Source organism: Rheinheimera pacifica (assembly GCF_900108485.1).
In the GTDB taxonomy this organism is placed as follows: domain Bacteria; phylum Pseudomonadota; class Gammaproteobacteria; order Enterobacterales; family Alteromonadaceae; genus Alishewanella; species Alishewanella pacifica.
Genome location: NZ_FNXF01000009.1, coordinates 75,418 through 99,488 on the forward strand (window position 1 = coordinate 75,418; position 24,071 = coordinate 99,488).

General features: G+C 49.5%; 21 protein-coding genes. 6 read left to right on the forward strand and 15 right to left on the reverse strand.

Annotation, left to right across the window (positions count from 1 at the left end; all coding sequences use genetic code 11):
* Nucleotides 1-26: 26 nt before the first annotated feature.
* The gene (gene htpX / locus BLW68_RS12470) at nt 27-890 is read right to left on the reverse strand and encodes a protease HtpX (protein WP_092793785.1); all 864 of its coding nucleotides are present in this window, start codon (nt 888-890) and stop codon (nt 27-29) included.
* A 142-nt stretch (nt 891-1,032) separates the two neighbouring features.
* Between htpX and pepE the strand changes: the two genes are divergently transcribed.
* A complete protein-coding gene (gene pepE / locus BLW68_RS12475; protein WP_092793929.1) occupies nt 1,033-1,734 on the forward strand; it encodes a dipeptidase PepE in 702 nt (233 codons plus the stop codon).
* A 133-nt stretch (nt 1,735-1,867) separates the two neighbouring features.
* Here pepE and bioD read toward each other — a convergent pair whose 3' ends face one another.
* The 4 genes from bioD to bioB are packed head-to-tail and all read right to left on the reverse strand — an operon-like array spanning nt 1,868 to nt 5,574.
* On the reverse strand, nt 1,868-2,584 hold the full coding sequence (gene bioD, locus BLW68_RS12480) for a dethiobiotin synthase (protein WP_092793787.1): 717 nt from the start codon (nt 2,582-2,584) through the stop codon (nt 1,868-1,870).
* The gene (locus BLW68_RS12485; protein ID WP_092793789.1) at nt 2,574-3,383 is read right to left on the reverse strand and encodes a methyltransferase domain-containing protein; all 810 of its coding nucleotides are present in this window, start codon (nt 3,381-3,383) and stop codon (nt 2,574-2,576) included. The genes bioD and BLW68_RS12485 overlap by 11 nt, the downstream gene beginning before the upstream one ends.
* Nucleotides 3,380-4,531 carry an aminotransferase class I/II-fold pyridoxal phosphate-dependent enzyme gene (locus tag BLW68_RS12490; protein WP_092793792.1) on the reverse strand — a complete coding sequence of 384 codons (1,152 nt, stop codon included), beginning with the start codon at nt 4,529-4,531 and terminating at the stop codon, nt 3,380-3,382. The genes BLW68_RS12485 and BLW68_RS12490 overlap by 4 nt, the downstream gene beginning before the upstream one ends.
* A gap of 2 nt (nt 4,532-4,533) precedes the next feature.
* Entirely contained in the window at nt 4,534-5,574 is a 1,041-nt protein-coding gene (bioB, locus tag BLW68_RS12495) for a biotin synthase BioB (protein ID WP_092793794.1), read from the reverse strand.
* Between the two features lie 106 nt (nt 5,575-5,680).
* Between bioB and bioA the strand changes: the two genes are divergently transcribed.
* Nucleotides 5,681-6,952 carry an adenosylmethionine--8-amino-7-oxononanoate transaminase gene (gene bioA, locus BLW68_RS12500; protein ID WP_092793797.1) on the forward strand — a complete coding sequence of 424 codons (1,272 nt, stop codon included), beginning with the start codon at nt 5,681-5,683 and terminating at the stop codon, nt 6,950-6,952.
* A gap of 47 nt (nt 6,953-6,999) precedes the next feature.
* Here bioA and BLW68_RS12505 read toward each other — a convergent pair whose 3' ends face one another.
* Nucleotides 7,000-7,374 carry a hypothetical protein gene (locus BLW68_RS12505; RefSeq protein ID WP_092793800.1) on the reverse strand — a complete coding sequence of 125 codons (375 nt, stop codon included), beginning with the start codon at nt 7,372-7,374 and terminating at the stop codon, nt 7,000-7,002.
* A gap of 101 nt (nt 7,375-7,475) precedes the next feature.
* Here BLW68_RS12505 and asnS point away from each other — a divergent pair, with 101 nt between their 5' ends.
* Nucleotides 7,476-8,876: an asparagine--tRNA ligase gene (asnS, locus tag BLW68_RS12510; RefSeq protein ID WP_092793804.1), complete on the forward strand. Its 1,401-nt coding sequence runs from the start codon at nt 7,476-7,478 to the stop codon at nt 8,874-8,876.
* Between the two features lie 84 nt (nt 8,877-8,960).
* Here asnS and BLW68_RS12515 read toward each other — a convergent pair whose 3' ends face one another.
* The 8 genes from BLW68_RS12515 to BLW68_RS12550 form a co-directional block, all read right to left on the reverse strand.
* Complete coding sequence (locus BLW68_RS12515) at nt 8,961-9,257, reverse strand: hypothetical protein (RefSeq protein WP_092793807.1); 297 nt, start codon at nt 9,255-9,257, stop codon at nt 8,961-8,963.
* A 132-nt stretch (nt 9,258-9,389) separates the two neighbouring features.
* Nucleotides 9,390-10,994: a carbamoyltransferase C-terminal domain-containing protein gene (locus BLW68_RS12520; protein WP_092793809.1), complete on the reverse strand. Its 1,605-nt coding sequence runs from the start codon at nt 10,992-10,994 to the stop codon at nt 9,390-9,392.
* Entirely contained in the window at nt 10,963-13,119 is a 2,157-nt protein-coding gene (locus BLW68_RS12525; protein ID WP_177172229.1) for a family 16 glycosylhydrolase, read from the reverse strand. The genes BLW68_RS12520 and BLW68_RS12525 overlap by 32 nt, the downstream gene beginning before the upstream one ends.
* Nucleotides 13,120-13,193: 74 nt before the next feature.
* A complete protein-coding gene (locus BLW68_RS12530) occupies nt 13,194-14,069 on the reverse strand; it encodes a glycosyltransferase family 32 protein (protein WP_218141366.1) in 876 nt (291 codons plus the stop codon).
* 342 nt (nt 14,070-14,411) lie between these two features.
* A complete protein-coding gene (locus tag BLW68_RS12535) occupies nt 14,412-15,377 on the reverse strand; it encodes a toll/interleukin-1 receptor domain-containing protein (protein WP_092793812.1) in 966 nt (321 codons plus the stop codon).
* 277 nt (nt 15,378-15,654) lie between these two features.
* Entirely contained in the window at nt 15,655-16,152 is a 498-nt protein-coding gene (locus BLW68_RS12540) for a GNAT family N-acetyltransferase (RefSeq protein ID WP_092793815.1), read from the reverse strand.
* 115 nt (nt 16,153-16,267) lie between these two features.
* On the reverse strand, nt 16,268-17,194 hold the full coding sequence (locus BLW68_RS12545) for an electron transfer flavoprotein subunit alpha/FixB family protein (protein ID WP_092793816.1): 927 nt from the start codon (nt 17,192-17,194) through the stop codon (nt 16,268-16,270).
* A complete protein-coding gene (locus BLW68_RS12550; RefSeq protein ID WP_092793818.1) occupies nt 17,194-17,943 on the reverse strand; it encodes an electron transfer flavoprotein subunit beta/FixA family protein in 750 nt (249 codons plus the stop codon). Before BLW68_RS12550 ends, BLW68_RS12545 begins: the two co-directional genes overlap by 1 nt.
* Nucleotides 17,944-18,143: 200 nt before the next feature.
* Between BLW68_RS12550 and BLW68_RS12555 the strand changes: the two genes are divergently transcribed.
* Complete coding sequence (locus BLW68_RS12555; protein ID WP_177172230.1) at nt 18,144-19,778, forward strand: electron transfer flavoprotein-ubiquinone oxidoreductase; 1,635 nt, start codon at nt 18,144-18,146, stop codon at nt 19,776-19,778.
* Between the two features lie 331 nt (nt 19,779-20,109).
* Nucleotides 20,110-22,173, forward strand: a complete 2,064-nt coding sequence (locus BLW68_RS12560) for a hypothetical protein (protein WP_245728335.1) — start codon at nt 20,110-20,112, stop codon at nt 22,171-22,173.
* Between the two features lie 76 nt (nt 22,174-22,249).
* Here the strand turns inward: BLW68_RS12560 and BLW68_RS12565 are convergent, their stop codons facing one another.
* Entirely contained in the window at nt 22,250-23,209 is a 960-nt protein-coding gene (locus BLW68_RS12565; RefSeq protein ID WP_092793823.1) for an aldo/keto reductase, read from the reverse strand.
* A 100-nt stretch (nt 23,210-23,309) separates the two neighbouring features.
* Between BLW68_RS12565 and BLW68_RS12570 the strand changes: the two genes are divergently transcribed.
* The gene (locus BLW68_RS12570) at nt 23,310-24,068 is read left to right on the forward strand and encodes a pseudouridine synthase (RefSeq protein WP_092793825.1); all 759 of its coding nucleotides are present in this window, start codon (nt 23,310-23,312) and stop codon (nt 24,066-24,068) included.
* The last annotated feature ends 3 nt before the right edge of the window (nt 24,069-24,071 follow it).

Below are 24,071 nucleotides of genomic sequence, written 5' to 3' on the forward strand. Positions count from 1 at the left end.
CCCGTTTTGTTTTTACCTGCTATCGATTAAAAACGTCCGCGCAGCGCAGCAATACGTTTTTCCAGCGGCGGGTGGCTTAAAAACAGCTCAGATTTTGCCGCACCACCGGCAATACCAAAAGCCATCATACTGCCTTCCAGCCGGCTTTCGTGGTTATGCTTTAAGCGTTCCAGCGCGGCGATCATCTTATTCGGCCCGCCTTCAAGCTTGGCAGCACCGGCATCAGCACGGTATTCACGCTGACGTGAGAACCACATCACGATAATACTGGCCAGTACGCCAAATACCATTTCCAGCACTATTACGGTGGCAAAATAGGCTATACCGCCACCCTGATTATTATTGCCGTTATTGTTCAGCATGCCGGCAACCAAACGGGCAAGGAAAATTACAAAGGTGTTTACCACGCCCTGGATCAGCGTCAGCGTAACCATATCGCCATTAGCAATATGCGACACTTCGTGCGCCAGCACCGCTTCCACTTCGTCTTCGCGCATATTGCGCAGCAAACCGGTACTTACGGCAACTAAAGCATCATTGCGGTTCATGCCGGTGGCAAAGGCATTCATTTCCGGTGAGTCGTACACGGCCACTTCCGGCATACCAATACCGGCGGCTTTAGCCTGGCGCGCTACGGTAGCCATTAACCATTGTTCGGTAGCATTGCGGGGTTGCTCAATTACCACTGCACCGGTAGAACGTTTTGCCATCCACTTTGACATGGCCAGGGAGATAAAAGAGCCGCCAAAACCAAACACTGCAGCAAATACCAGTAAGCCGCCAATGCTGCTGCGATCCACGCCGAGGAAACTGAATACGATATTGAGCACTATGCTCAGCACCAGAATAACCGCCAGGTTGGTGGCTAAAAATAAAAATACTCTTTTCATACTGCATTCCTCAATTGGTTTACTGCACGTAATATATGGCTTTAGAGGCCATTTTCAATTTAAACAACGCAGATTATTTGTAAGAAAAGGTGTCTGCCGTAGCGCTTTTGGCTACAATGGCAGCAACATGAAGGAGTTAGCCATGCAATTATTACTACTGAGCAGTTCGCGCGCTAATAACAGCGCTTATCTGGCCCCATATATGGCGTGGCTTACTGAGCACTTACGCGGTGTAGATGAGTTGCTGTTTATTCCTTACGCCGGCGTCAGCATTAACTATGACGACTATCTGGCCACAGTGCAGCAGGCACTGGCGCCACAGGGCATTAAGGTGCGCAGTATTCATCAGTTTGCTGATGCACGCCAGGCTGTGGTGCAAGCGCAGGCTATTGCGGTAGGTGGCGGCAATACCTTTCACCTGCTTTATCAGCTATATCAACAGGATATAGTGCAACTCATCAAGAAACGCGTAACCGAAGGCGTACCCTATATTGGTTGGAGTGCCGGCTCAAACATTGCCGGCGCCACCATTCGCACCACTAACGATATGCCAATCATTGAACCGGCCTCGTTTAATGCGTTAAACCTGTTACCACTGCAATTAAACCCGCATTACACCGACTATAAGCCGGAAGGTTTTCATGGTGAGACCCGCGATATGCGCTTAGCGGAGTTTATGCAACTGCATCCGGCCACACCCATTATTGCCCTGCCAGAAGGTACGGCACTAAAACGCAGTGGCAATAGCCTGACATTGCTTGGTGCTGGCGGGGGTTATCTGTTTGTCGGCGGTAATAAAACGCCACTGGCAGCAGACAGCGATTTAGATGAGTTTTTGCTGTAAGAGAATTCTCTGCGGAGCTCAGAGTCTGTTTACGAAGGTTGGAATAAACAGCCTGTATGGACGGGAGCAATCGGTTTGCTCTAAACCAACCGTTGAAGGCATGGATGCCTGAATCGAGCCTACAGGGATGTATTCACGGCGTGTTGGTGTGGGCAAACCGGTTGCTCCTGACACCTTGCATAAGCTGTGTCGCCAAATCCAGAGCTAACTGCTGATACTGCACCGGTTCCGGCGCAAAAGGTACAACCCCCAAACAAGGTGCAGTGATACGCTGGCGTAAATCGGCAATATTTTGCTCAAGTAACGCCATGTGCGGATCAATACAGTTTGCAACCCAACCCAGCAAAGAGCAGCCGCTGCGCTCAATTTCGCGCACCGTTAGCATGGCATGGTTTAAACAGCCCAGTTTCATGCCTACCACCAGCACTACCGGTAACTGCTTATCGGCCACCCAGTCGGCCAGATAACGCTGATTGCTTATCGGCAATAACCAGCCGCCGGCGCCTTCAATTAATAATTGCTGCACCGGTAATTGCTGCCACTGGGCCAAGGCAGCATCTAACTGAGCTTCGTCAATCGGTAATTGCTCGTTAGCGGCCGCCAAATGCGGTGCCACCGGCGCCTGATAACAGACTGGATTGATCATTTCATAAGGTAACGCGATACCGGAATGTTGTTGCAACAGTAACGCGTCACCATTGCAGCCTTGGCCGTCAGCCCCCGCCGCTATTGGCTTTACGCCAAGCGCTGTTGTGCCCAGCGCTTTAAAGCCTTGCAACAGCAGGCTGCTGACATAGGTCTTGCCGGCGTCGGTATCGGTAGCGGTAATAAAGCAGTTGTTAATTGGCATCTTTATAGCCGCTGATAATCAGCACCTGATAACTGGCCGGTAAGCCCAGCGTGCTGCGGTGGATGTTATAAGCACCGGCCAGATTTTGCCAGTAGCCTTTGCCGGTTAAACCGCGACTTTGCCGTCCGGCAACCTGATTGGCACCCAGCGCTTTTAACTCGCGCGCCAGGCTGATAACGTCCGGATAAAACAGCGGGTAACAACGTTGTTCAAACTGCCAGCGAATGCTGCTGACCGGTTTTGCAGCGGCAACTACCTCAGCCGCAGGCAAAAAGCGGTTTACATGCTGCTGTTGATCCAAACTGGCAAATGCCTGTTTCAGCTCTGCCAGGGTACCATCGACTAAAGTCGTCAGTACCACCCGACCACCGGGCGCTAATATGCGGTCTATTTCGGCAAATACCGCCGCCGGTTTGGCGCACCACTGCAGCATTAAGCTGGAAAACACTTTATCAACGCTGTGCGCCGCCAGTGGCAATTGCTTAGCATCTGCCTGTAGATAGCTTGTACCGATGTGAGCGGCTAGCTGCTGGCTTGCAGCTTTTGCCAGCATACCGGCGCTTAAATCTGCCGCGGTAAAATGGCTGCAATAGGTAGCAAAGCGCGGATGGATCCAACCCGGGCCACAGCCTAAATCGAGCAAATGCCCCTGGTTGTTCGCCGGCAACAGTGCCAGCGCATCCAATGCCACCTGTTGCTGCAGCCGCGCTGCCGGTAAATAGCTGTCACAGGCTTTACCAAAACTCTGTGCCACCTGGCGGATAAAACCCTCTGCGGTTGCAGCGCTAACTGCTGTCATAGCACCTGCCTTAATTGTTGCAGCAACAATGTAATATCTTCAGCCGTATGCGCCGCACTTAGTGTAATGCGTAAACGAGCACTGCTCTGCGGTACTGTTGGCGGGCGAATGGCGCTAAGCCAAATACCCCGTTGTTTTAATTGGTTACTGACAGCCACAGCGCGCTCGCTGCTACCCAATACCAGGCCCTGAATAGCACTTTGCGAATTAAGCAGCGGCAGATCGGCGCCCAGGCGGCGAAACAAGGTGATATTGCTGTGTAGCTTATCGCGCCGCCAACTATCGCTGCGGCACAGCTCAATGCTTTTTAGCACGGCTGCACATAGCGGTGGTGGCAAAGCGGTACTGTAAATATAATGCCGGCCAAACTGCTCGATATAATCGATCACGGTTTTACTGCCAGCAATAAAAGCTCCGCCGGTGCCCAGTGCTTTACCAAAGTTAGCCATAGTGCAAAACAGCTCACTTTGCGCAATGCCCTGCGCCGCGGCAGTGCCTCTGCCCTCTGGCCCCAACACGCCCAAGCCATGGGCATCATCCAGCAGCAGCGGAGCATCATAGCGTCGGCACAACGTTAACATCGCCGCCAGATCCGGGCTGTCGCCATCCATACTGAACACACCTTCTGTCACCACCATCGGCTGGCTTACCTGGCTAAGCAGGTTTTGCAAGGCCGCAACATCATTGTGGGCAAAGCGCTTTAAGCTGGCTTCACTGTGCAGTGCAGCATCAATTATTGAGGCGTGGCTAAGCTTATCCAGTACCAGGGTGTCGTTTTTACTGCTTAATGTCAGCAGCATGGCCTGATTGGCGGCAAAGCCGGAGGAGAACAGCAATACCCGCTCTACTCCCAGCCAGTCGGCTAAGCTGTCGCTAAGCTGCTGATGCACCGCATGCTGGCCAGTAACCAATGGCGAGCCGCTGCTACCAGCGCCAAACTGTGCAGCACCATCAGCATAAGCCTGCAACACCGGCGGTGCTGTTGCCAGGCTCAGATAATCGTTACCGCAAAAGTTGAGGTAACTTGTGCCGGCAACAACTACTAACCTGCCGTTGTAACGTTCCAGCGTTACCGGAGTGCGCAGCAGCTGTTGTGCTCTGCGCAGTTCAAGCGCCTGGCTTAACTGCGCCAGCTTAGCCTGTGGCATGTTTACTGCGCCGCGTGAAACAGCGGCGGGTTAACTTGATCTTTGATTGCATCGGCCAATGCCAGCTCGTGCGCTTCGTCAGACACATCATGGCGCTGCTCCGGCTTAATACCCAGCTTGGCAAACAGCTGCATGTCGGCATCGGCTTCCGGGTTATCGGTAGTCAGCAGTTTATCGCCGTAGAAAATAGAGTTAGCACCGGCAAAGAAACACAGCGCCTGCATTTGCTCGTTCATACGTGAGCGGCCGGCCGATAAACGCACATGGCTTTGCGGCAATATAATGCGCGCCACCGCAATAGTGCGGATAAACTCAAAGGCGTCTAAATCGTCAACATTTTCCAGCGGCGTACCGGCCACTTTTACCAGCATATTAATCGGCACACTCTCAGGGTGCTCAGGCAAATTAGCCAGTTGCATTAACAGCGCCGAGCGATCGTTAGCGCTCTCGCCCATACCCAAAATACCGCCACAGCATACTTTCATACCGGCATCGCGCACATGGCTTAGCGTATCTAACCGGTCCTGATAGGTACGGGTGGTAATAATTTCACCGTAAAACTCCGGTGAGGTATCCAGGTTGTGGTTGTAGTAATCCAGCCCGGCACCGGCAAGGGTTTGCGCCTGTTCACCGGTTAACATGCCCAGTGTCATACAGGTTTCCAGGCCCATGGCCTTTACGCCCTGCACCATTTCAATAATGTACGGCATATCGCGCTGCTTCGGGTTGGTCCAGGCGGCGCCCATACAAAATCGGCTGGCGCCTTTGTCTTTCGCCGCTTTGGCCTGGGTTAATACCTTTTCCACTTCCAGCAGGCGTTCACGCTCCAGCCCGGTATTGTAGTGGCCGCTTTGCGGGCAGTATTTGCAGTCTTCTGCGCAGGCACCGGTTTTAATCGACAACAAGGTACTTACCTGTACTTCGTTTGGTTTAAAGTGCTGGCGGTGCACCGTTTGCGCCTGAAACAATAAATCGTTAAACGGCAGCGCATAAAGTGCATTGACTTGCGCGAGGGTCCAGTCGTGGCGGACAACAGCCTGCATAAAAATCCCTGTTTAAATTGAGGTTAAAGGTGTTTTCGGCTAGTCTAACCGCCACCTTCGCGTTGTCAACGCTGACCAGAATTAAAACTTTACTGCAGGTTAAATAATGAGCATTGATTTGGCTTTTGATCGCACGCATATCTGGCACCCTTATACCTCCATGCAAAACCCTTTGCCGGTGTATCCGGTAGTGGCCGCTGAAGGCTGTGAGCTGGTGCTGGAAAATGGTCAGCGCTTAATTGATGGCACAGCATCCTGGTGGTCAGCCGTGCATGGTTATAACCACCCCGCCCTTAACGCTGCAGTAACAGCGCAACTGGGCAAAATGGCGCATGTGATGTTTGGCGGTATTACCCATCAGCCAGCAGTTGAGCTGTGTAAACAGCTGCTGAGTATGGTGCCGCAAAATTTAACCAAGGTGTTTTTGGCCGACAGCGGCTCTATCGCGGTAGAAGTGGCGATTAAAATGGCACTGCAGTACTGGCTGGCCAGTGAGACACCGCAAAAACAAAAGCTGATTAGCCTGCGTAAGGGTTATCATGGCGACACCTTTGCCGCTATGGCGGTGTGCGATCCGGTCGATGGCATGCACGATATGTTCGCCGCCTTACTGCCACAGCATTACTTTTTACCGGCACCGCAAAGCCGGTTTGACGGCGACTTTTTACAAAGCGATATTACCCCGCTGCAGCAACTGCTGGCAGAAAAACACACTGAAATTGCCGCGCTAATTTTAGAGCCTATAGTGCAGGGTTACGGCGGTATGCGCTTTTATCACCCGGAGTTTTTACGCCGCGCCAGAACCTTGTGTGACGAATATAAAGTGCTGCTGATTGCCGATGAAATTGCTACCGGCTTTGGCCGCAGCGGCAAGTTGTTTGCCTGTGAGCATGCCGGCATAGCTCCGGATATTATGTGCGTGGGTAAGGCACTCAGCGGTGGTTATATTACGCTGGCGGCCACACTGTGCACTGATGAAGTGGCGCGCGGTATCAGCGTAAGCCAGGCCGGCGGTTTAATGCACGGCCCTACTTTTATGGCCAACCCTCTGGCCTGTGCCGTAGCCCATGCCAGTTTAACGCTGATTGCAAAGGGTAATTGGCAGGCGCAGGTAGCAGCGATTGAAGCACAATTACAGCAGGAACTGGCCCCTTGCCGCCGCTCGCTCTCAGTAAAAGATGTGCGGGTATTAGGCGCTATAGGTGTGCTGGAAATGCACAACAAGGTAGATGTCGGCGCCCTGCAGCAGCAATTTGTTGAGCTGGGAGTATGGATCCGGCCGTTTAACAACCTGATTTACGTGATGCCACCGTTTATTATTAGCAGCGAGCAACTGGGCAAACTTACCTCAGCCATGCGCAAGGTAACCGGAGTATAGAGCAGTCAATACTTACAACTAAAAACTCACAACTTAAAACTCAAAGCTTAGACCTGCCGATACAGGTACAGCAGCAAACCAATGCTGCTAAGCAGCAATATAACAATATTAAAATGCAGGTGATCGCCACGACGGCGCAAACGCAACCGGTTTAGCAGTAAACTCAAACCACTGACCAATGCCACCGCCCACAGCAGGTATTGCAGATAAACGGTTAACTGCGGGTGCCAGTCACTGCGAATTTCTATACCCCAGTAACGCACCAGCCCGGTATCCAGCTCCGGGCTGGCATAATGCGCTACCACCATGCCGGCAATAAATAGTATCCAGCCCAATACTGCCAGCCAGCCAAAAGCCCGGCACAGTATATCCGGCCCCTGGCGGCGCTCATATTTTTCTGACTTTTCCTGCTCTGTAATCAATTTTAAAGTCCTGATAACTTTTACTTGTGTTGTGCGTTTGGCTCAGTATCATTACAGGCTTTACGCAGTTTGCTAAGTTTACACCCTCTGGAGTTTGTTGCATGACGCATGCCGTTATTAAAGATGTTTTAGCTGGTCGCTATGCCGTTGGTGAGTCTATCACCGTTAAAGGCTGGATCCGCACACGCCGCGATTCAAAAGCAGGTATTTCCTTTTTAGCTATTCATGATGGCAGCTGCTTTGATGCGGTGCAGGCCGTAGCCCCTTCAGATTTACCTAATTACGAAGCTGAAGTAAAGCGCCTGACAACGTCATGCTCTGTAGCCGTTACTGGTACTGTGGCACGTTCTGAAGGCCAGGGCCAGGCATTTGAACTGCAAGCAGCTGCGGTTGAGGTATTAGGCTGGGTAGAAAACCCGGACACCTACCCGATGGCACCCAAGCGCCACAGCATGGAATACCTGCGTGAACACGCCCACCTGCGCGCACGCACCAACATTATGGGTGCCGTTACCCGTGTGCGGCATTGTTTAGCCCAGGCGGTACACCGCTTTTTCCATGAGCAGGGTTATTACTGGATCAGCACGCCAATTATTACCGGCTCAGACGCTGAAGGCGCCGGTGAAATGTTCCGTATCAGTACGCTGGACCTGGAAAACCTGCCGCGTACAGACAAAGGCAATATTGATTACAGCAAAGATTTCTTCGGTAAAGAAACCTTCTTAACCGTATCCGGCCAGTTAAACGGCGAAACCTATGCCTGCGCCATGTCAAAAATTTACACCTTTGGCCCAACCTTCCGTGCCGAGAACTCCAACACCAGCCGCCACTTAGCGGAATTCTGGATGATTGAGCCAGAGGTCGCCTTTGCTGAGTTAAAAGACATCGCCCAGCTGGCAGAAGATATGCTGAAGTACGTCTGTAAAGCCGTACTGACCGAGCGCGCCGATGATATGGCATTTTTTGCCGAGCGTATCGACCCGACAGCAGTAACCCGTTTACAGCAGCTGGTTGATTCGTCTTTTGTGCGGATGGATTACACCGATGCTATCGAAATTTTAAAAACCTGCGGTAAGAAATTCGAATACCCTGTGGAATGGGGTGTCGATTTGCAATCTGAACACGAGCGCTACCTGGCTGAAGAGCACATCGGCGCGCCGATCATTATGCAAAACTACCCGAAAGACATTAAAGCCTTTTATATGCGCTTAAATGACGACGGCAAAACCGTAGCGGCGATGGACGTACTGGCCCCCGGTATTGGTGAAATTATCGGTGGCAGCCAGCGTGAAGAACGCCTGGAAGAGTTTGATAAGCGTTTAGCTGAAATGGGTCTGGATAAAGAAGACTACAGCTGGTATCGCGACCTGCGCCGCTACGGCACAGTGCCACACGCCGGCTTTGGTTTAGGCTTTGAGCGTTTAGTGTCATACGTTACCGGTGTAGGTAACGTGCGCGACGTTATCGCCTTCCCGCGTACACCGGGCAACGCTGAGTTTTAATAACTCCCACAATACACAAAAGGCGCTTTAAACAGCGCCTTTTTTATTGCCCAAAGCAAAGGTTATTCAGTTAGCTACTTTTGTTTAACCATACAAAACAGAAACTACCTTTTCTTGCGGGTTAAATTCTATATCGCAGCTAAGCAAGTGAAAATGCAGCACGCTACTGTGACTAACGCGTTTACCCTGCGGCAGGTTTTCCACTTTGTATTCCGACAAATTAACCGTGTTTAATTGCCGTATTACACTTGAGTAAGCGGTTCCTTTACTAACATTGCCGCAAAGATAATAAATTTCTTTTCGCGCTTCGTTTGCGTAGAAGCCGAAAACCAGTAAGCCCAAAATGCTGATTGCTGCAGCAATAAATTTTAGTTTAAGCATAATCCTGCTGTTCATTACAAAATGTATTACCGTGTCAGATAAAAATTAAACATGATATTTTTCGCCCTTTTAATCTTTATCTGACCCTTTTATTTCTTTTCATTATGATCCCATTTATTCAAGAGCGGGAGTTCACCTGTGGCTGCGCGAGTAGTTCTGATAAGCCACTGACGATTTCAGCATGTAGACACGTCCCTCGACTACAAATCCGTCAAGTTCATGTTGCAACGTGTAAGCCGACATATCGGACATCTTGTTTATGAAGCCCTTACTTTTGAAGTTCAGAGACGTATTGCACAGTACTCCATAACCTGTTTGCTCTTTGAAGGCAGTCAGTAACTCAAACAAAGTAAGATTGCTCACTGTGGACACTGTTTGAATACGCGCAGTCCCGTTAACATGGGTCACCGCTGCAAGTACGTCAGTGGTGGCCTGATAGGTGTAAAGCATGAATGGGCTAGGTTGGCTGCATCCAAACCATTTTTTTGCCTCCTCCTCCAAGCAAACGGGAGCGATTGGACGAAACTGTTCCCGCTGCTTGATGATGTTCAGCCGCTCTCTGGTGCTGGCGTTAAAAGGCGCAGCCAAGATGGAACGATTACCGAGCGCGCGTGGCCCGATCTCGTAGCGGCCGCTTACCCACCCTAAGATCAAGTCGCCGGCAAGCATTGCGGCTACAGTGGCATTACTCGCTTCCCACTCATCGAATAGGGAGCTATCGACGGGTTCGTCAAAGATAAATTGCAAACCAGAGTAGACATCCCACTTTATCTTTGGGTCGCCGGTAAAATGAAACTGCGCGTCGATGGCTGTACCAATCGCTGAACCTGAATCGTTAGCGACTGGGGGGACGAACACATCGCTGAATAATCCAGAATCTTTCCATTTAGTGTTCCAATCGCAATTAAGCCCGCATCCCCCCACTATTAATAATGGCATACCCCGTTTCAGACTCATCTCAGCAAACCGGTGGAAACGGTCGAACAGGCGATTGCTGAAGATGCCAGCAAAGTTGCAGAACTCCGGATCCTCCACTCCCACATTGTAATGCCGAGACCCTTTAAAGGCTTCACAGTCGCGGGGCTTAAGATGCTCGCAATCTTGCAACAAGAAAGACATGATTGCCTCTTCCTCAGCCGTTGGCTGGCTTCTTTTCGAGAAAGAAGCCAGCGCCATAAGCTTCCCGGCGTCAGACAACCTGGAGAATTCAGCGGTACTTTTGTCGAAGGTAGGATCTGCTAGTGCGTAGAGCATGGCATAGCGATGGCCAGGCTCCGGCATCACATCGGCCACCTTCGTCACATTCAATTCCGGATCGATCTCGTAGAACGCTCCAATAACGCCCTCCCAGAGCAACGCATAACATGGGGTGCCCTTCGCTAGACTAGACATCCCAAACGCACATAGAAGGTGCGAGCGCTCGTGGGATGATGAGAAGAAGTCAATGGTCTTTCCCAATAACTGCTTCTTGCTGACAATCATCTGGCCGTGATCGCTGCCGCGATATTCCGCCACCTTTTCCCCTCCTTGCGGAGAGTCACCAGGCCACCATCCTCCTTTACAGAGCACGTCGGGAATGTCATGAAGCTCGGCAAGGGCGTCGAATGTATCCGGAATAGATAGTGAAGAATGTCGGTATTTCGAACTCTTCTCGGCCTCGATAGAGAACACCAAACGCCCGTTCTCAATATATGCAAATGCGCCATCATGGCCTGGGTTGTATGAGAGTATCTTCATCTTGAACTCCGTTGATAACTGGCCCGTCCAAGTTATAGAGCCCCCTGGATTTCTGTTGGTGTACTGATGCTCTGTGCGCAAGCGCGCGAATCGACTGTACATTTGCCACTGTCGGTAGCCGACGGGTATTGAGGCGCCCTGCGAGTTGAGAGGATCGAGTAGGCCACGTGTTGAAGTGCAGTTTCATCGGCAAATGGGGAATCGGGGTTGGATCCCAAAGCACACGTCGATGGACCAGGAGATCATCCACAAACCATCGAATCTCCCACGGTGTCCATTCAATAGCATACCGATGCATACCTTTCGAAGCGTCGAAGCCCAATTCTATGTAGCTAGGAGCGCCCCGATAGCCGTAGTCGAACTTTGCGCCTTCCCCGCCTGGGTTGTAGAAGACATTTACAAGAAGGCGATTTGGCAAGTTACCGGCAATCTCGATGTCAATCTCCTGATGCGGAGAGTTACGGTGAAGAAAGAATCCAGTGACGATACCTGGTACGTTGGACGCTTGGAAGGTTGATTCGAACCTCCCAAACAGGTAGTCGGCATGGCTAGTTAGCGCGCCTGCACTGTATTGTCGAGCGCCCAACTCTTCCCGTCGGACGTGAATAGTCGCTCCTCCATCTTCGTCAAATTCAATGTTCTGGGGGCGGAACAACGCTAAATTACCGGTGAATGTGTCTGACCGAGCAAACCAATACAGCGGGTCGAGCCTCCCAGAGGCATCTACCCAATCGTCCTCGCCCACCAGCGGGTGCGGTACAACTCGAATACCTGACCACGCGCGGTGACTTGACTCAACAACCCAAGGAGATCGATCCCGCTTGGCTATCACACTTTTCTGGGTGAAGGCAGATTGGCTAGGCGTTTCCCCGATATGTCGTTGGCCCAGATCGTCCAGTTTGGGGAATGAGCACAAAGGTGGCGCGCACCGGAGATGCTCACAGAGAGTCCGCCAGACATTGACATCGTCGCAATCAAGCACGATGACGTCCGCCCCCTCGAGGTCATCTAGAACGCCGCGAGCAGTTTGCCCGGCAGCGTCGGTTGTTAAGATGAACTTGGCATGGGGGTAACTATGTCGAAGATCCCCTATCATCAACTCGATGCATCCAATATTGACATACGCATTGAACACCCTATCAACATTACCCTCGCGAAGCCTTTTCAACTCTTCGCTCGGCAAATCCTTTAAATCGCTGCAGCATCGGTAACCAAGCATCAACAGTGCCATCCCGATGGATGACTGTCCCGAGTTGGACGGGCCAAACGCAAAGACAGGGAACTGCGTCGGACGAGAGTTGAACAATGCTGCCCCTTCGCTGTTGATCGCGCCAATCGTAGATAGGGCCGGAAGAATCGAGTACGAATTTGTTGAGGTTGTGTCTGTCCTTTGAAGGACTATGCTACGCTTAGTTGCGTACACGTCTAGAGCGCGGAACTGATGGTTTATCCAAAGATCAACCGGGCCGCGACACGGCAACATGCTAAGAAGTTTCTCGGCTCCCTTTTTGGAAAGGATGTATCCAGACAAAAACCACAGTCCACGCTCCGGCCGGAAAACATAGTTCGACACCTGCAACTTTGGAGCGCCATGTTTCACCTCCAAATAAGAAACGTAAAGAACGTCGAAGCTGCTTTGTTGATCATCGGCCTTGAAGTTCTTCCAAGCCTGGTCTAGATGGCGTGCGAAACGGGGATGAAACCAGACGTCATCCTCTAAAATAAGGGCATACTCTTGCGCCCCCTGCGCAACTCGTTTCCAGACCTCAATATGCGATTTGGCAACAGCCACCTCCGCCCTACTCATTCGGATTGGTGCGTCAAGCTCATAACTCGTCGGAAGAGTCCGAGGCTGAGGCTCAACAAATAGTTGATCCGCCAATGTGTAGTAAGGATCTACCTCTGAGTCTTTGGATGGGTCCTGCAAAAAACATCTCGCATCCACAGCAACGTGACGTTCTGTGAGGCTGAGAAGATCATTACCAAATCTATCCCTTATGCATCCTAGCTCCTGCTTCACGCGAGACCACCGACCTGGCTCACGATCGAGATTGATCACGTATATCTTTTCAATTGTCCGCGCCGCCGGGATCTGCTGAGCCCCAAATGCGATGGACGTCTGCATAGGAAGGAGCCTGCGAAGGCCGTGCCCTAGACGAAATGCCCAACGAAGAACGGCAAGGTATGGGCGTGCCGGATTCATCGCACGTCCAGAAGTGAAGGAGCACAATACGCCTGCTGATTAGACAGTCTCCAGTTCCTTGAATCGTCGCGATAGCTCAATGGCCACTGGCTGGAGGATATCAATTCCCAATCGTGCGCGACCATCATTGCGTCATGGGAGCAGCCTTCGCCAAGTATTTCGAAGACCGACCTAGTGAGATTGCCTGGTCCCGTCGTAGCCTGAACTTCAGGCAACCCGCTTGTACTGTCTGCTTCGAGAGATACCGTGGCATTCATCAGCGCTCTTTCAACTATGGGGTGACGGGCGGACGCAATAAGCGGGGTGGTATTGAAGTAGAAAATCCATCCAGGCTGATTGGCCCCAGGCTTGGTAAATATTGACGGCTCTACCATTCGAGACGTTGCAATGTCGTAACAGAATGGTTGAAGCTTCAACCTTCCATCGACGAAGAGTTGCTCAACGGGGGTTCCGTGGTAAACATCGTCGGCATCGATGTAGAATCCTCCCTCCACAAACACATAAGAGTAACGGAAGTAGTCCGACATCATTGAGGGGTGGTAGCACCTATTAAATGCGTCTTCATAGCGAGCCCCTAAGCGGTTTCGAATGAAAGCACTGGCCGATCTTTTGTCGAACACTTCTAACGTAAATCCACTTCGCTCCAACTGCTTCCATGAACTCATGCAGGCTTTGACATCTTGCGGCAATCGCTGTAAGTCGTCCCAGAACTGTACAATACGTTTGGGGGTGGGGGCAGCGGACCACGTCGCAGAGCCGAGCGAAGTTGGTTCACGCCGCTGTACCATATCACGCACGAAATCAGAGCGTGCACGCTCCAAAGGACTTAGTGGGTCGGCCTCGACAATTTCGCTCACTATTACCTCGTTCATTTATAACTCCTCATCTTTAATGTATTCTCTTCATCATTTAAAACTCCGCCCCGACATCGCTGAATCGTCGTGCCGCAGGAAGTTGATCGACACTAAGATGATTTATATTAGTAATACGCGTGGTCGCAAATTCTGAGAATGACCATAAGTTATTAGAAATAATTAGGGTCAGATAAAAATTAAACATGATTTTTTTCAGCCTTTTAGTTTTTATCTGCCCCTGTTTATTACTTTCATTTATCCTTTTGTATCGATACCTGCTTATGTGCTTAACGTAGATCTAACCGACGCCAAATCTCAGCTTTGGCGAGCCCAGCGAAGTGAGCAAAGTTGAGTGCCAGGTTAGGACTTTGGCTTCCCATCAAATTTGTCCGCCACCTTGCTAATTAGCTCTGCAAATCGTGAATCTACTTTCTCAACGTCGAGGTGCGATAGGTCTGAGGAACCAGATGTGTTCCAATGCTGAAACACCTCTTTAATTTCTGCCGGTGTAATTTGTGTAGAAAAAACACGCATATAGAATTTACCGAACGAAATAGCATGTAAGCGATCAGCATTCTTTAGCGCCTCAAGCTGATGTGCTTTTGCCAACAAAAATGCATATCTAGCAAGCCCCAGAAGCAAAGCAACAATTGTGACCCCTTTTACGGTATCAAACAGCAAACGATTGGTCTCAAGAGTGGCTTGAGCAAGTGTGCGTTCAGCCATCCACCAAAGTGTAAAGACGAAAATGACCGATGCGACAAGTGTGGCATAACCTGCCAAGTGCCATCTTGAAGCAAGTTTTCGCCCAGTTTTTTCCCGCGCAGTGAGATCTTCAATGGTTTCTTTTATGTAGTCGGCTGAATTTTCTTCAAGAATTTTCCCTTGAAGATCCTTTATCTCTTCTTGAGCAATCCGGAACCCTTCGAAACGACTTATGGCGTTTTCAATTTCCCCAACGAGAAAATCGAAGTCCTCAGTGCGCCCAAATAGAGCCTGAAATGCACCAAGATCGCTATCGTTCAGTGATGCCTGATCTAGCACCACTGGCAATATCAATTTATCCCTATTGCTGTGAGCTACATAGGAAACGGCTGAGGTGACTTCTATATTGAAATAATAGGATTTGTCACTATGGTTGGTGACTAGCGCTAGAAAAACATCTGCATCTTTTAGGTGGCGCTTAATGTCCTCTTGCCAGTGAGCACCAATTCGAATCGATTGTTGGTCCAAGAACACATCATGCTTCCGCTGATGGAGTTCTGTGGTCAATCTTTGTGCGATTTGGCTGTCTTCTCTAGCATAAGAAATAAATATCTTGGCCATAAAGTCCTAACATTTTATTTTTGAGCATTCATTATATTTCTGCGCTCATCTGCAGTAAGCCTTTAACTTAGCTAAAGTATTTTGTATCCGCAACATATATATGCCTATGTAAATAAAATATATCCGCTACTTTGCCGGTATTGATAAAGATAACTCTGTAGTTGTGTATTGAGGCACACGTTATGGCAGGCAATAAAAAGCCGGGTGCTGTGAATAACGCCCGGCGGTTAGTTTGGTTTAAATCTACTTAGCGGTAGTTTATTCCGCTTTTTTATATTCAAACAGAACCGGTATTGATACGTGCCATACATAAGGCGTTGACATAGTTACCGTATTGAAAGGCAAAATCGGTTAGCTCTGCTTCTACTTCAAAACCAAAGCGCTCATATAAGGCTATTGCTGCTTCGTTGCTGGTGTAAACGGTAAGCTCCATACGGCGGATATTCAACCAGTTGTCGGCCATTTCTAACGCGGAGCGCAGCAGTGCCGAACCGATACCCTGGCCCTGATAATCCTCCGACACGCCCATGCCAAGCTCGGCCACATGGCGGCGCCGTGGGTTTTGGCATACCTGTAACCCGAGCTGACCTATTACTTTACCTTCTACCTCGGCCACCAAGTTATAAAAACCGGCACCAGCGGTATACAGCCTTTGCCAGTTTGCCACCGGCTGATAAGGCAACTGCAGCGTATTGGCGTACACAGTAGGTTGATCATAAATAGCTTTAATAGCGTCAATGTCAGCAGGTTCAGCATGACGGATCACAGCGGGCATAATGGCGTCCTTCACAATATACAGGCAATTATCTTAAGGGGGTTTAGTTGCAATCAACAAGGGCTAAAATGCAAAAAGCCAGCAAGATGCTGGCTTTATCGCACACTTGCTAGCTTCAGAGTTGCTGTTCGAGCTCTGGCAGCACGGTAAATAAGTCGGCTACCAGGCCGTAATCGGCGATCTGGAAAATCGGCGCTTCGGCATCTTTGTTAATTGCTACTATCACTTTAGAGTCTTTCATACCCGCAAGGTGTTGAATAGCACCGGAAATACCCACGGCTATATACAGCTCTGGTGCCACAATTTTACCGGTTTGGCCAACCTGCATATCGTTTGGTACAAAGCCCGCATCTACCGCTGCGCGCGAGGCACCAATGGCGGCACCTAACTTATCGGCAATGCCATTTAGTAGCGCAAAGTTTTCACCATTTTGCATACCACGGCCACCAGAGATCACCACCCGGGCTGCTGTTAATTCAGGCCGCTCAGACTTTGTCAGCTCCTGGGTTACAAAACGCGATATACCGGCGTCATGCACCGCCGTTAAAGCTTCAACCGGGGCGTTATTACCGGTTTGCGCTTCGCGAAATGCAGCCGGGCGCACGGTAAGCACTTTAATGGCATCAGCAGATTTTACCGTTGCAATGGCATTACCGGCATAAATTGGCCTGACAAAGGTATCAGCACTTTCAATGGCGATAACATCAGAAATTTGCGCCACATCCAGCATGGCCGCTACCCGTGGCAGGAAGTTTTTGCCGGTGGTGGTCGCCGCTGCCAGAATATGGCTGTAATCTTTACCCAGCTCGGTGACCAAAGCAGCAATATTTTCTGCCAGCTGATGCTCGTAAGCGGCATTGTCAGCATGCAGTACTCTTGTTACGCCAGCTATCGCCGCGGCTTCGGTTGCCGTTGCTGCACTGTTAAAACCGGCTACCAGCACGGTAATATCACCACCAATAGCGGTGGCAGCCTGTACCACTTTAAGTGTTTCGCTCTTCAGGCTTTGGTTGTTATGCTCTGCAATAATTAAAATGGCCATCAGATCACCTTCGCTTCATGCTTTAACTTATCTACCAGCTCTGCCACTGATTCCACCTTAATACCACCCTGACGGGTTGCCGGAGGCACCACTTTTAGCACCGTAACGTTAGAGCTTAAACTGACACCAAAGCTGTCGGCAGCTTTAACATCCAGCGGCTTTTTCTTTGCCTTCATAATATTGGGCAGTGAAGCATAGCGCGGCTCGTTTAAGCGCAAGTCGGTTGACACTATCGCTGGCAGTGGCAGTTCTACTGTTTGTAAGCCACCGTCAATTTCACGGGTAACCTGCACCTTGCCATCAGCCAGTTGTACTTTAGACGCAAAAGTACCCTGCCCCATACCGGTTAACGCTGCCAGCATCTGGCCGGTTTGGTTGTTGTCAGAGTCGATCGCCTGCTTGCCTAAAATAACCAGGCCGGGCTGTTCCTCTGCTACCACTTTGGCCAGCAGTTTTGCCACCTGTAATGAGTCCAGGTTTTGATCTGTTTCTATATGCAGTGCGCGATCTGCGCCCAACGCTAAAGCGGTACGCAGTTGCTCTTGCACAGCAGTGGTGCCGATGGACACAACGACGATTTCTGTCGCGCTACCGGCTTCTTTTAACCGTACGGCTTCTTCTACTGCGATTTCACAAAATGGGTTTAACGCCATTTTCACGTTAGCCAGATCAACACCTGATTGGTCAGCCTTTACCCGCACTTTTACGTTGTAATCTATTACCCGTTTCACCGGCACCAGTATTTTCATAAATTCCTCATTCTTTTCCTGTAACAGGCAACAGTTTTGCTACAGGTTTACGTTAAGGTAAAGCTAGTACGCTTTGGTTTGCCACAATCTACTTACTGTTGACGTTAACGTCAACCTGCAATACCCTAAACAGCATGATAAAAGCAGTGTAAGCTGTAAATAATAAACTCCAAGAGGCCAGGGCTGTGGAAAGAGAATCAATGGAATTCGATGTAGTTATAGTAGGTGGTGGCCCGGCGGGGTTGTCGGCTGCTATCCGTTTGATGCAGCAAGCCAAAGCAGCAGCAAAAGAACTCAGTGTTTGTTTAGTTGAAAAAGGCTCTGAAGTTGGCGCGCATATCTTATCAGGCGCGGTGTTCGAACCCCGGGCGTTAAATGAATTAATACCCGACTGGCAACAGCAAGGTGCACCGGTAACAGTGCCGGTTACTCATGATGATATTTATCTGCTGAAAAATGGCCAAAGCGCAACAAAACTGCCAGGCTTTGCCGTACCGAAAACCATGCATAACAGTGGCAACTATATTGTATCGGTGGCTAACCTGTGTCGCTGGCTGGCACAGCAGGCCGAGCAACTTGGGGTAGAAATTTTCCCCGGTTTTGCTGCCAGTGAAGTTCTGATTGAAAACAATGTGGTAAAAGGCATTGTTATTGGTGATATGGGGCTGGATAAACACGGCCAGCCTAAAGACAGTTATGTGCCGGGTATGGAGCTTAGGGCAAAGTACACCGTATTTGCAGAAGGCTGTCGCGGTCATTTGGGTAAGCAGCTGATAAAGCACTTTAAACTGGATGAAGGTAAATCACCGCAGCATTATGCCATTGGTTTTAAAGAGATCTGGGATGTGCCGGCGGCCAAACATCATGCTGGCTTGGTGGTGCATTCAGCCGGTTGGCCGTTAGCCAGTGATACCGCCGGCGGTGGCTACTTATACCACGCCGAGAACCAGCAAATTGTGGTTGGCTTAATTATTGATCTTAGCTACAGCAACCCGCATTTAAACCCGTTTGAAGAGTTTCAGCGCTATAAACAGCACCCGGTGATCAGCCAGTACCTTAGCAACGGCAAACGCGTTAGTTATGGTGCCCGTGCTATTGCCAAAGGTGGCCTGAACAGCCTGCCGAAAATGAGCTTTAACGGCGGCCTGCTGATTGGTTGTGACGCCGGCACCCTTAACGGCGCTAAAATTAAAGGCAACCACACTGCGATGAAATCCGGCATGCTGGCCGCGGAAACGCTGTTTAATACCATCAGTAATGCTGACGAAGGTGGACAAGATCTGACCGCTTTTGCCGATGCGATAAAAAATAGCTGGCTGTATGACGAGCTATACCGCTCCCGCAATTTTAGCGCGGCAATGCATAAGTTTGGCACTTTCTGGGGCGGCGCCTTTAATACGCTGGAACAAAACTGGTTTGGCGGTAAACTTCCGTTTACATTAAAAGATAACAGCCATGACTACGCTCAGCTGAAGCTCGCCAGCGAAGCCCCGGTTATCAACTACCCTAAACCAGATAATGTGCTGAACTTTGACCGCTTATCTTCGGTGTATTTATCCAACACCAACCACGAAGAAGAACAACCCTGCCACCTTAAACTGGCCAATAGCCAGATCCCGGTTAGCGTTAACCTGCCCAAATATAATGAACCGGCGCAGCGTTATTGTCCGGCCGGAGTGTACGAAATCGTACAAAACGAAAATAATGAGCCGCAGTTTCAGATAAATGCCCAAAACTGCATTCATTGTAAAACCTGCGATATTAAAGATCCGTCGCAAAATATTACCTGGGTAACCCCGGAAGGGGCTGGCGGGCCTAACTACCCGAATATGTAACAATAAACCGACAGCGCCTGCGCCTGTGTTTGCGAGAATATGGCGTTAAGGCGCTGTTTTACTTACTACATTTTAATTTACTGATATTTACTGTTTATATGCTGGTGTTTTTAAGCTTTTCATTGTATTAATTTTAAACAACAACTACCTTTGGTTATGGGTATTGTTTAAATTAACAAGCTGAAAGGCTTCGCCAGAGACAGGAAGTAGTGTGATGACAAATAAAATAAATACGGAACGGACCGTACAAGATGATGTAGTAATTGTAAAAAACGCGCCGAAAAAAAATTCACCTCAAATTCTGCCCCCCTCTTTCGCCAGCGATCGGTATATGTATTTTACTGAGCGTGATCTGAATAAAATTCTGACGAACCTGGATGCACTGCGCAGCAGCGTTTTTCCGCTGGTTAACCCTGACAACGAAATAGAAAGCCGTAAACAGCAAAACTTTCCTTCAGTATGCCTGATTGGCCTCGGCCGGTGTGGCTCTAATATTGCGCTTGATGTGGCTTCATTAGTGTATAACGCCCGCAACTTTTACCTGAACGAATTTAACAACGAAGAAAAACAAACCCGCGAACAAGAATACCGGCCAATGCGCTGGATTAAGCGCAGCCTGAATTTATCAGACACACAGGCGGTTAAACCGGTATTTTTAATTGAACCGCTGGTGATGCTCGGCGATTTGGATAAAGACATCGAAGGCCGCATCCGTTTCTCCCACAAGGGTGAAAAAAGCGGCTTTTTGCATGACTACACCAAGATGAAAATTATGGACTTGTCTGAAGTGCATGCCGGTGGCGCCGGTAATGCACCTATTCTTGGCCAGTATCTGGCAAAAATTATCCTCAACAAAGACACCCAGCGCTTTGCCAATGCTGAATGGAAGTATATCCATTCTTACCTGATTGATTCCTGTGGCATTAAAGCTAATCAGTCCAGGCTGTATTTTTATATCTTCAGTGCCGGCGGTGGCACAGGCTCTGGCATGGCATCTGAATTCGGTTTAGCTCAGCAGTATGCCTATATGAGCAAAACTTTCGACACCCGGATGATGGGTGAAGACGAAGAAAACCGCGGCCACTCCTTTGTGTTTGAACCAATCTTTACCAGCGGTATTTGTATTTTGCCGAACATTTCTGATCATGGCGTAGAGATGTCTGAAGCGCTGCATATCAACGCCGGGCGCTTATTGTGTAAATACCTGGCTGAAGAATGGGATTTCTCTTACAACTTTGATAACGAAGACAGCAGCGAATCCAGTGTAATGCACCGCATCCGGCCCTGGAATGCCATGATGCTGATCTCCAATGACATTATGCGTTACGCCGAAGAAACCGATGACGGTGGCATTCAGCATATCGATGTTAATGCGATGGAAAAATATGCTAATCAGTACATCTCACAACAGATTTTTAATATTCTGACCGCGCAGGCCGTGACCACAGATTACGACGAAAACTATTTCCGCCGTGCCGGTATCGATATCGGTGAAACTATCCGCCTTGACGCCAATGACCTGTTTATGAGCCTGGCCGGCCCCGTTGCGGTGGCTTATGCCGAATCTGTAATACCAGGTGATAGCAGCAACGCAGAGAAACTTAAGCTGTTTGAAAAAACCGGCACCGGTTTAAATATTGATGACTTGTTCTTCCGCTCTATCGACCTGCCACACTTTAACAAAGTGACTCAGGCCATTGAGGGTATCAGCCTGTTGCCGATTGAATCCGGCCGCTACCGCGAAACATTGGCCAGCTATGTAAAGAACGGCTATAACGCCGCCGAGCTAAAAGATCTGCATTTCTTTAAAAATTGCTCGTCAGTGGTGTCTATAGTGTCACTGCCAAAAGACTACAAACTGTCTTACATGGATTTAAACCGGCTGAAGTCGCATTTAAATGCGTTGTTTCCTAACACCACACTAAAACGCTATGCGCTGGTAATTGGTGCTTCTGCCAACATTTCACTGACAACGCTGATTGTGAAAAGCCCCTGCTTAAGCGACGACTTTTTAACGCTGATTGTCGCCTTTATTAAACGCTGTTTTGCCAAAGACAACTATCGTTTTGACGAGCAGTTAGATCAGGCGATGCTGGAGTTTATCCGTGCCGAACTCTTCGATGAAGACGCACTGGATAAAATGCTGCACGAGTTTGAAAACCCGGCCAAAATACTCGACACCAATTGGTATGCCATTAAGCCAATGTACGAGAAAAAATACCGCGAACTTATTCATAACAAAGACAAATTTGTCTCAATAAATGATATTCGCCTAAGCCGCGACAGCGTGAAAAAAGCCATTAAATACCTGCGTGAGATATACCGGCATAAGATCAGTAAAACCAAGGTTATTTCACTTAACCCGCAAACTAATAAAAAAGCCGCTGCAGAATAACCTGGCGGCTGAGCTAAAAAGGCCTGACATTTTAACGCCAGGCCTTTTTTGTATCTGCCGTTAAGGTTTTTATCTGTCAGGGTAACGGCGCGCCACGGCTACTGATATATAACTGATACCAGTGCTCACGGCTTAAATGCACCTGGCTTGCCCCGGCGCAGGCCGCAATGCGTTGCGGGTTAGCTGTGCCAATCACCGGTTGAATAGCAGCCGGATGCCGCATAAGCCAGGCCAGTACAATGGCTTCACGGCTGCACTGATATTGCTCGGCTAACTGAGCCACCAAAGCTGCAGTGGCACGCTCGGTGTCGGTTTGTGTTTGTGCCCCGCTAAAAGCGCCTTTTGCCAGGCTGCCCCAGCTTTGCAGCTGCACGCCCTGTTGCTGACAATATTCCACAGTGCCATAACTAAAATGCTTGTTACTACCCTGCGGCAGGCCCGTTAGCACACTTTCTTCCAGCCAGTCGATGTCGGCCAGGCTCATTTGCAGCTGATTCACCAGCAACGGCTGCGACAATGCCGACTGTAACCACTGCATTTGTGCCCAGCCCATATTCGACACGCCAAAATGGCGTACTTTACCTTGCTGTACTAACTGATCAAACGCTTGCGCTACCTGCTCTGGCTGCATCAGTGGATCAGGCCGGTGTAATAGCAACAGATCCAGATAATCAGTGTTTAACCGCGTTAAGCTCTGCTCCACAGAGCGGATAATATAGTCTTTAGAAAAATCATAGCGGCCCGGCCCTTGCTCGTCGGCAAAGCGGATAGCACATTTAGTTTGGATAAACAGCTCAGCGCGTTTTGCCGGCGCAGCCGCCAGATATTGGCCAAACACCTGCTCGGCTTTACCACGGGTATAGATATCGGCGTGATCAAAAAAATTAATACCGTTGGCCAGCGCTGCATCAATAGCAGAAAACGCATGGCGATGCTGCTCGGCGGTAGTGGTATTGCTGTCCCAGCTGCCACCCAAACCCATACAACCAAACGCCAGTGAACTGATACCAGGCAGATGCCGGGATAAAGGGATCATAAAAACTCCTGACAATGAAATACCGCGATAGTGTAGCGAAAAACAGCCTGAACCCCTACACTATCGCCATTATTAAATGCTGCCGGAATACTTCTGCGTTATGTCTGATGCCACGTTATACAGGTTAAACAAATTTATCAGTGATACGGGTTTTTGCTCGCGTCGCGAAGCCGATAAATTTATTGAAAATGGTCAGGTTACGGTAAATGGCGCCGTGGCGCCTGTTGGCCTTAAAGTCACTGAAAATGATCAGGTACTGATTGACGGTAAACCGTTAAAAGCCAAGCCAAAACGGGTTTATCTGGCTTATAACAAACCGGTCGGCATTACCTGCACCACAGAGCCGCATATTCACGGCAATATCATTGATGCCGTACGTTACCCGGAGCGCATATTTCCGATAGGCCGGCTGGATAAACCCTCTGAAGGGCTTATTTTTCTTACCAATGACGGCGATATCGTCAACAAAATTCTGCGCGCCGGTAATGCGCATGAAAAAGAATATGTGGTTACTGTTAATAAGCCCATTACAGAGCGCTTTATTCAGCAGATGGGTAAAGGTGTGCCCATCCTCGATACCGTAACCCTGCCCTGTACCGTGCAGCAACGCTCAAAACAGAGTTTTTCTATTATTTTAACGCAGGGACTAAACCGGCAGATACGCCGCATGTGTGAGTATCTGGGTTACGAAGTACAAACCTTAAAACGTACCCGCATTATGCATATTCGTGGCGCGGGCTTAAAACCCGGGCAATGGCGTTTACTCGATGACATTGAAATAAAAATGCTTGAAGCACAACTGCTAAGCTCCAGTAAAACCGCCGACAGCAGTTTAGGCAACGATAGCTTTGATGATTAAAGC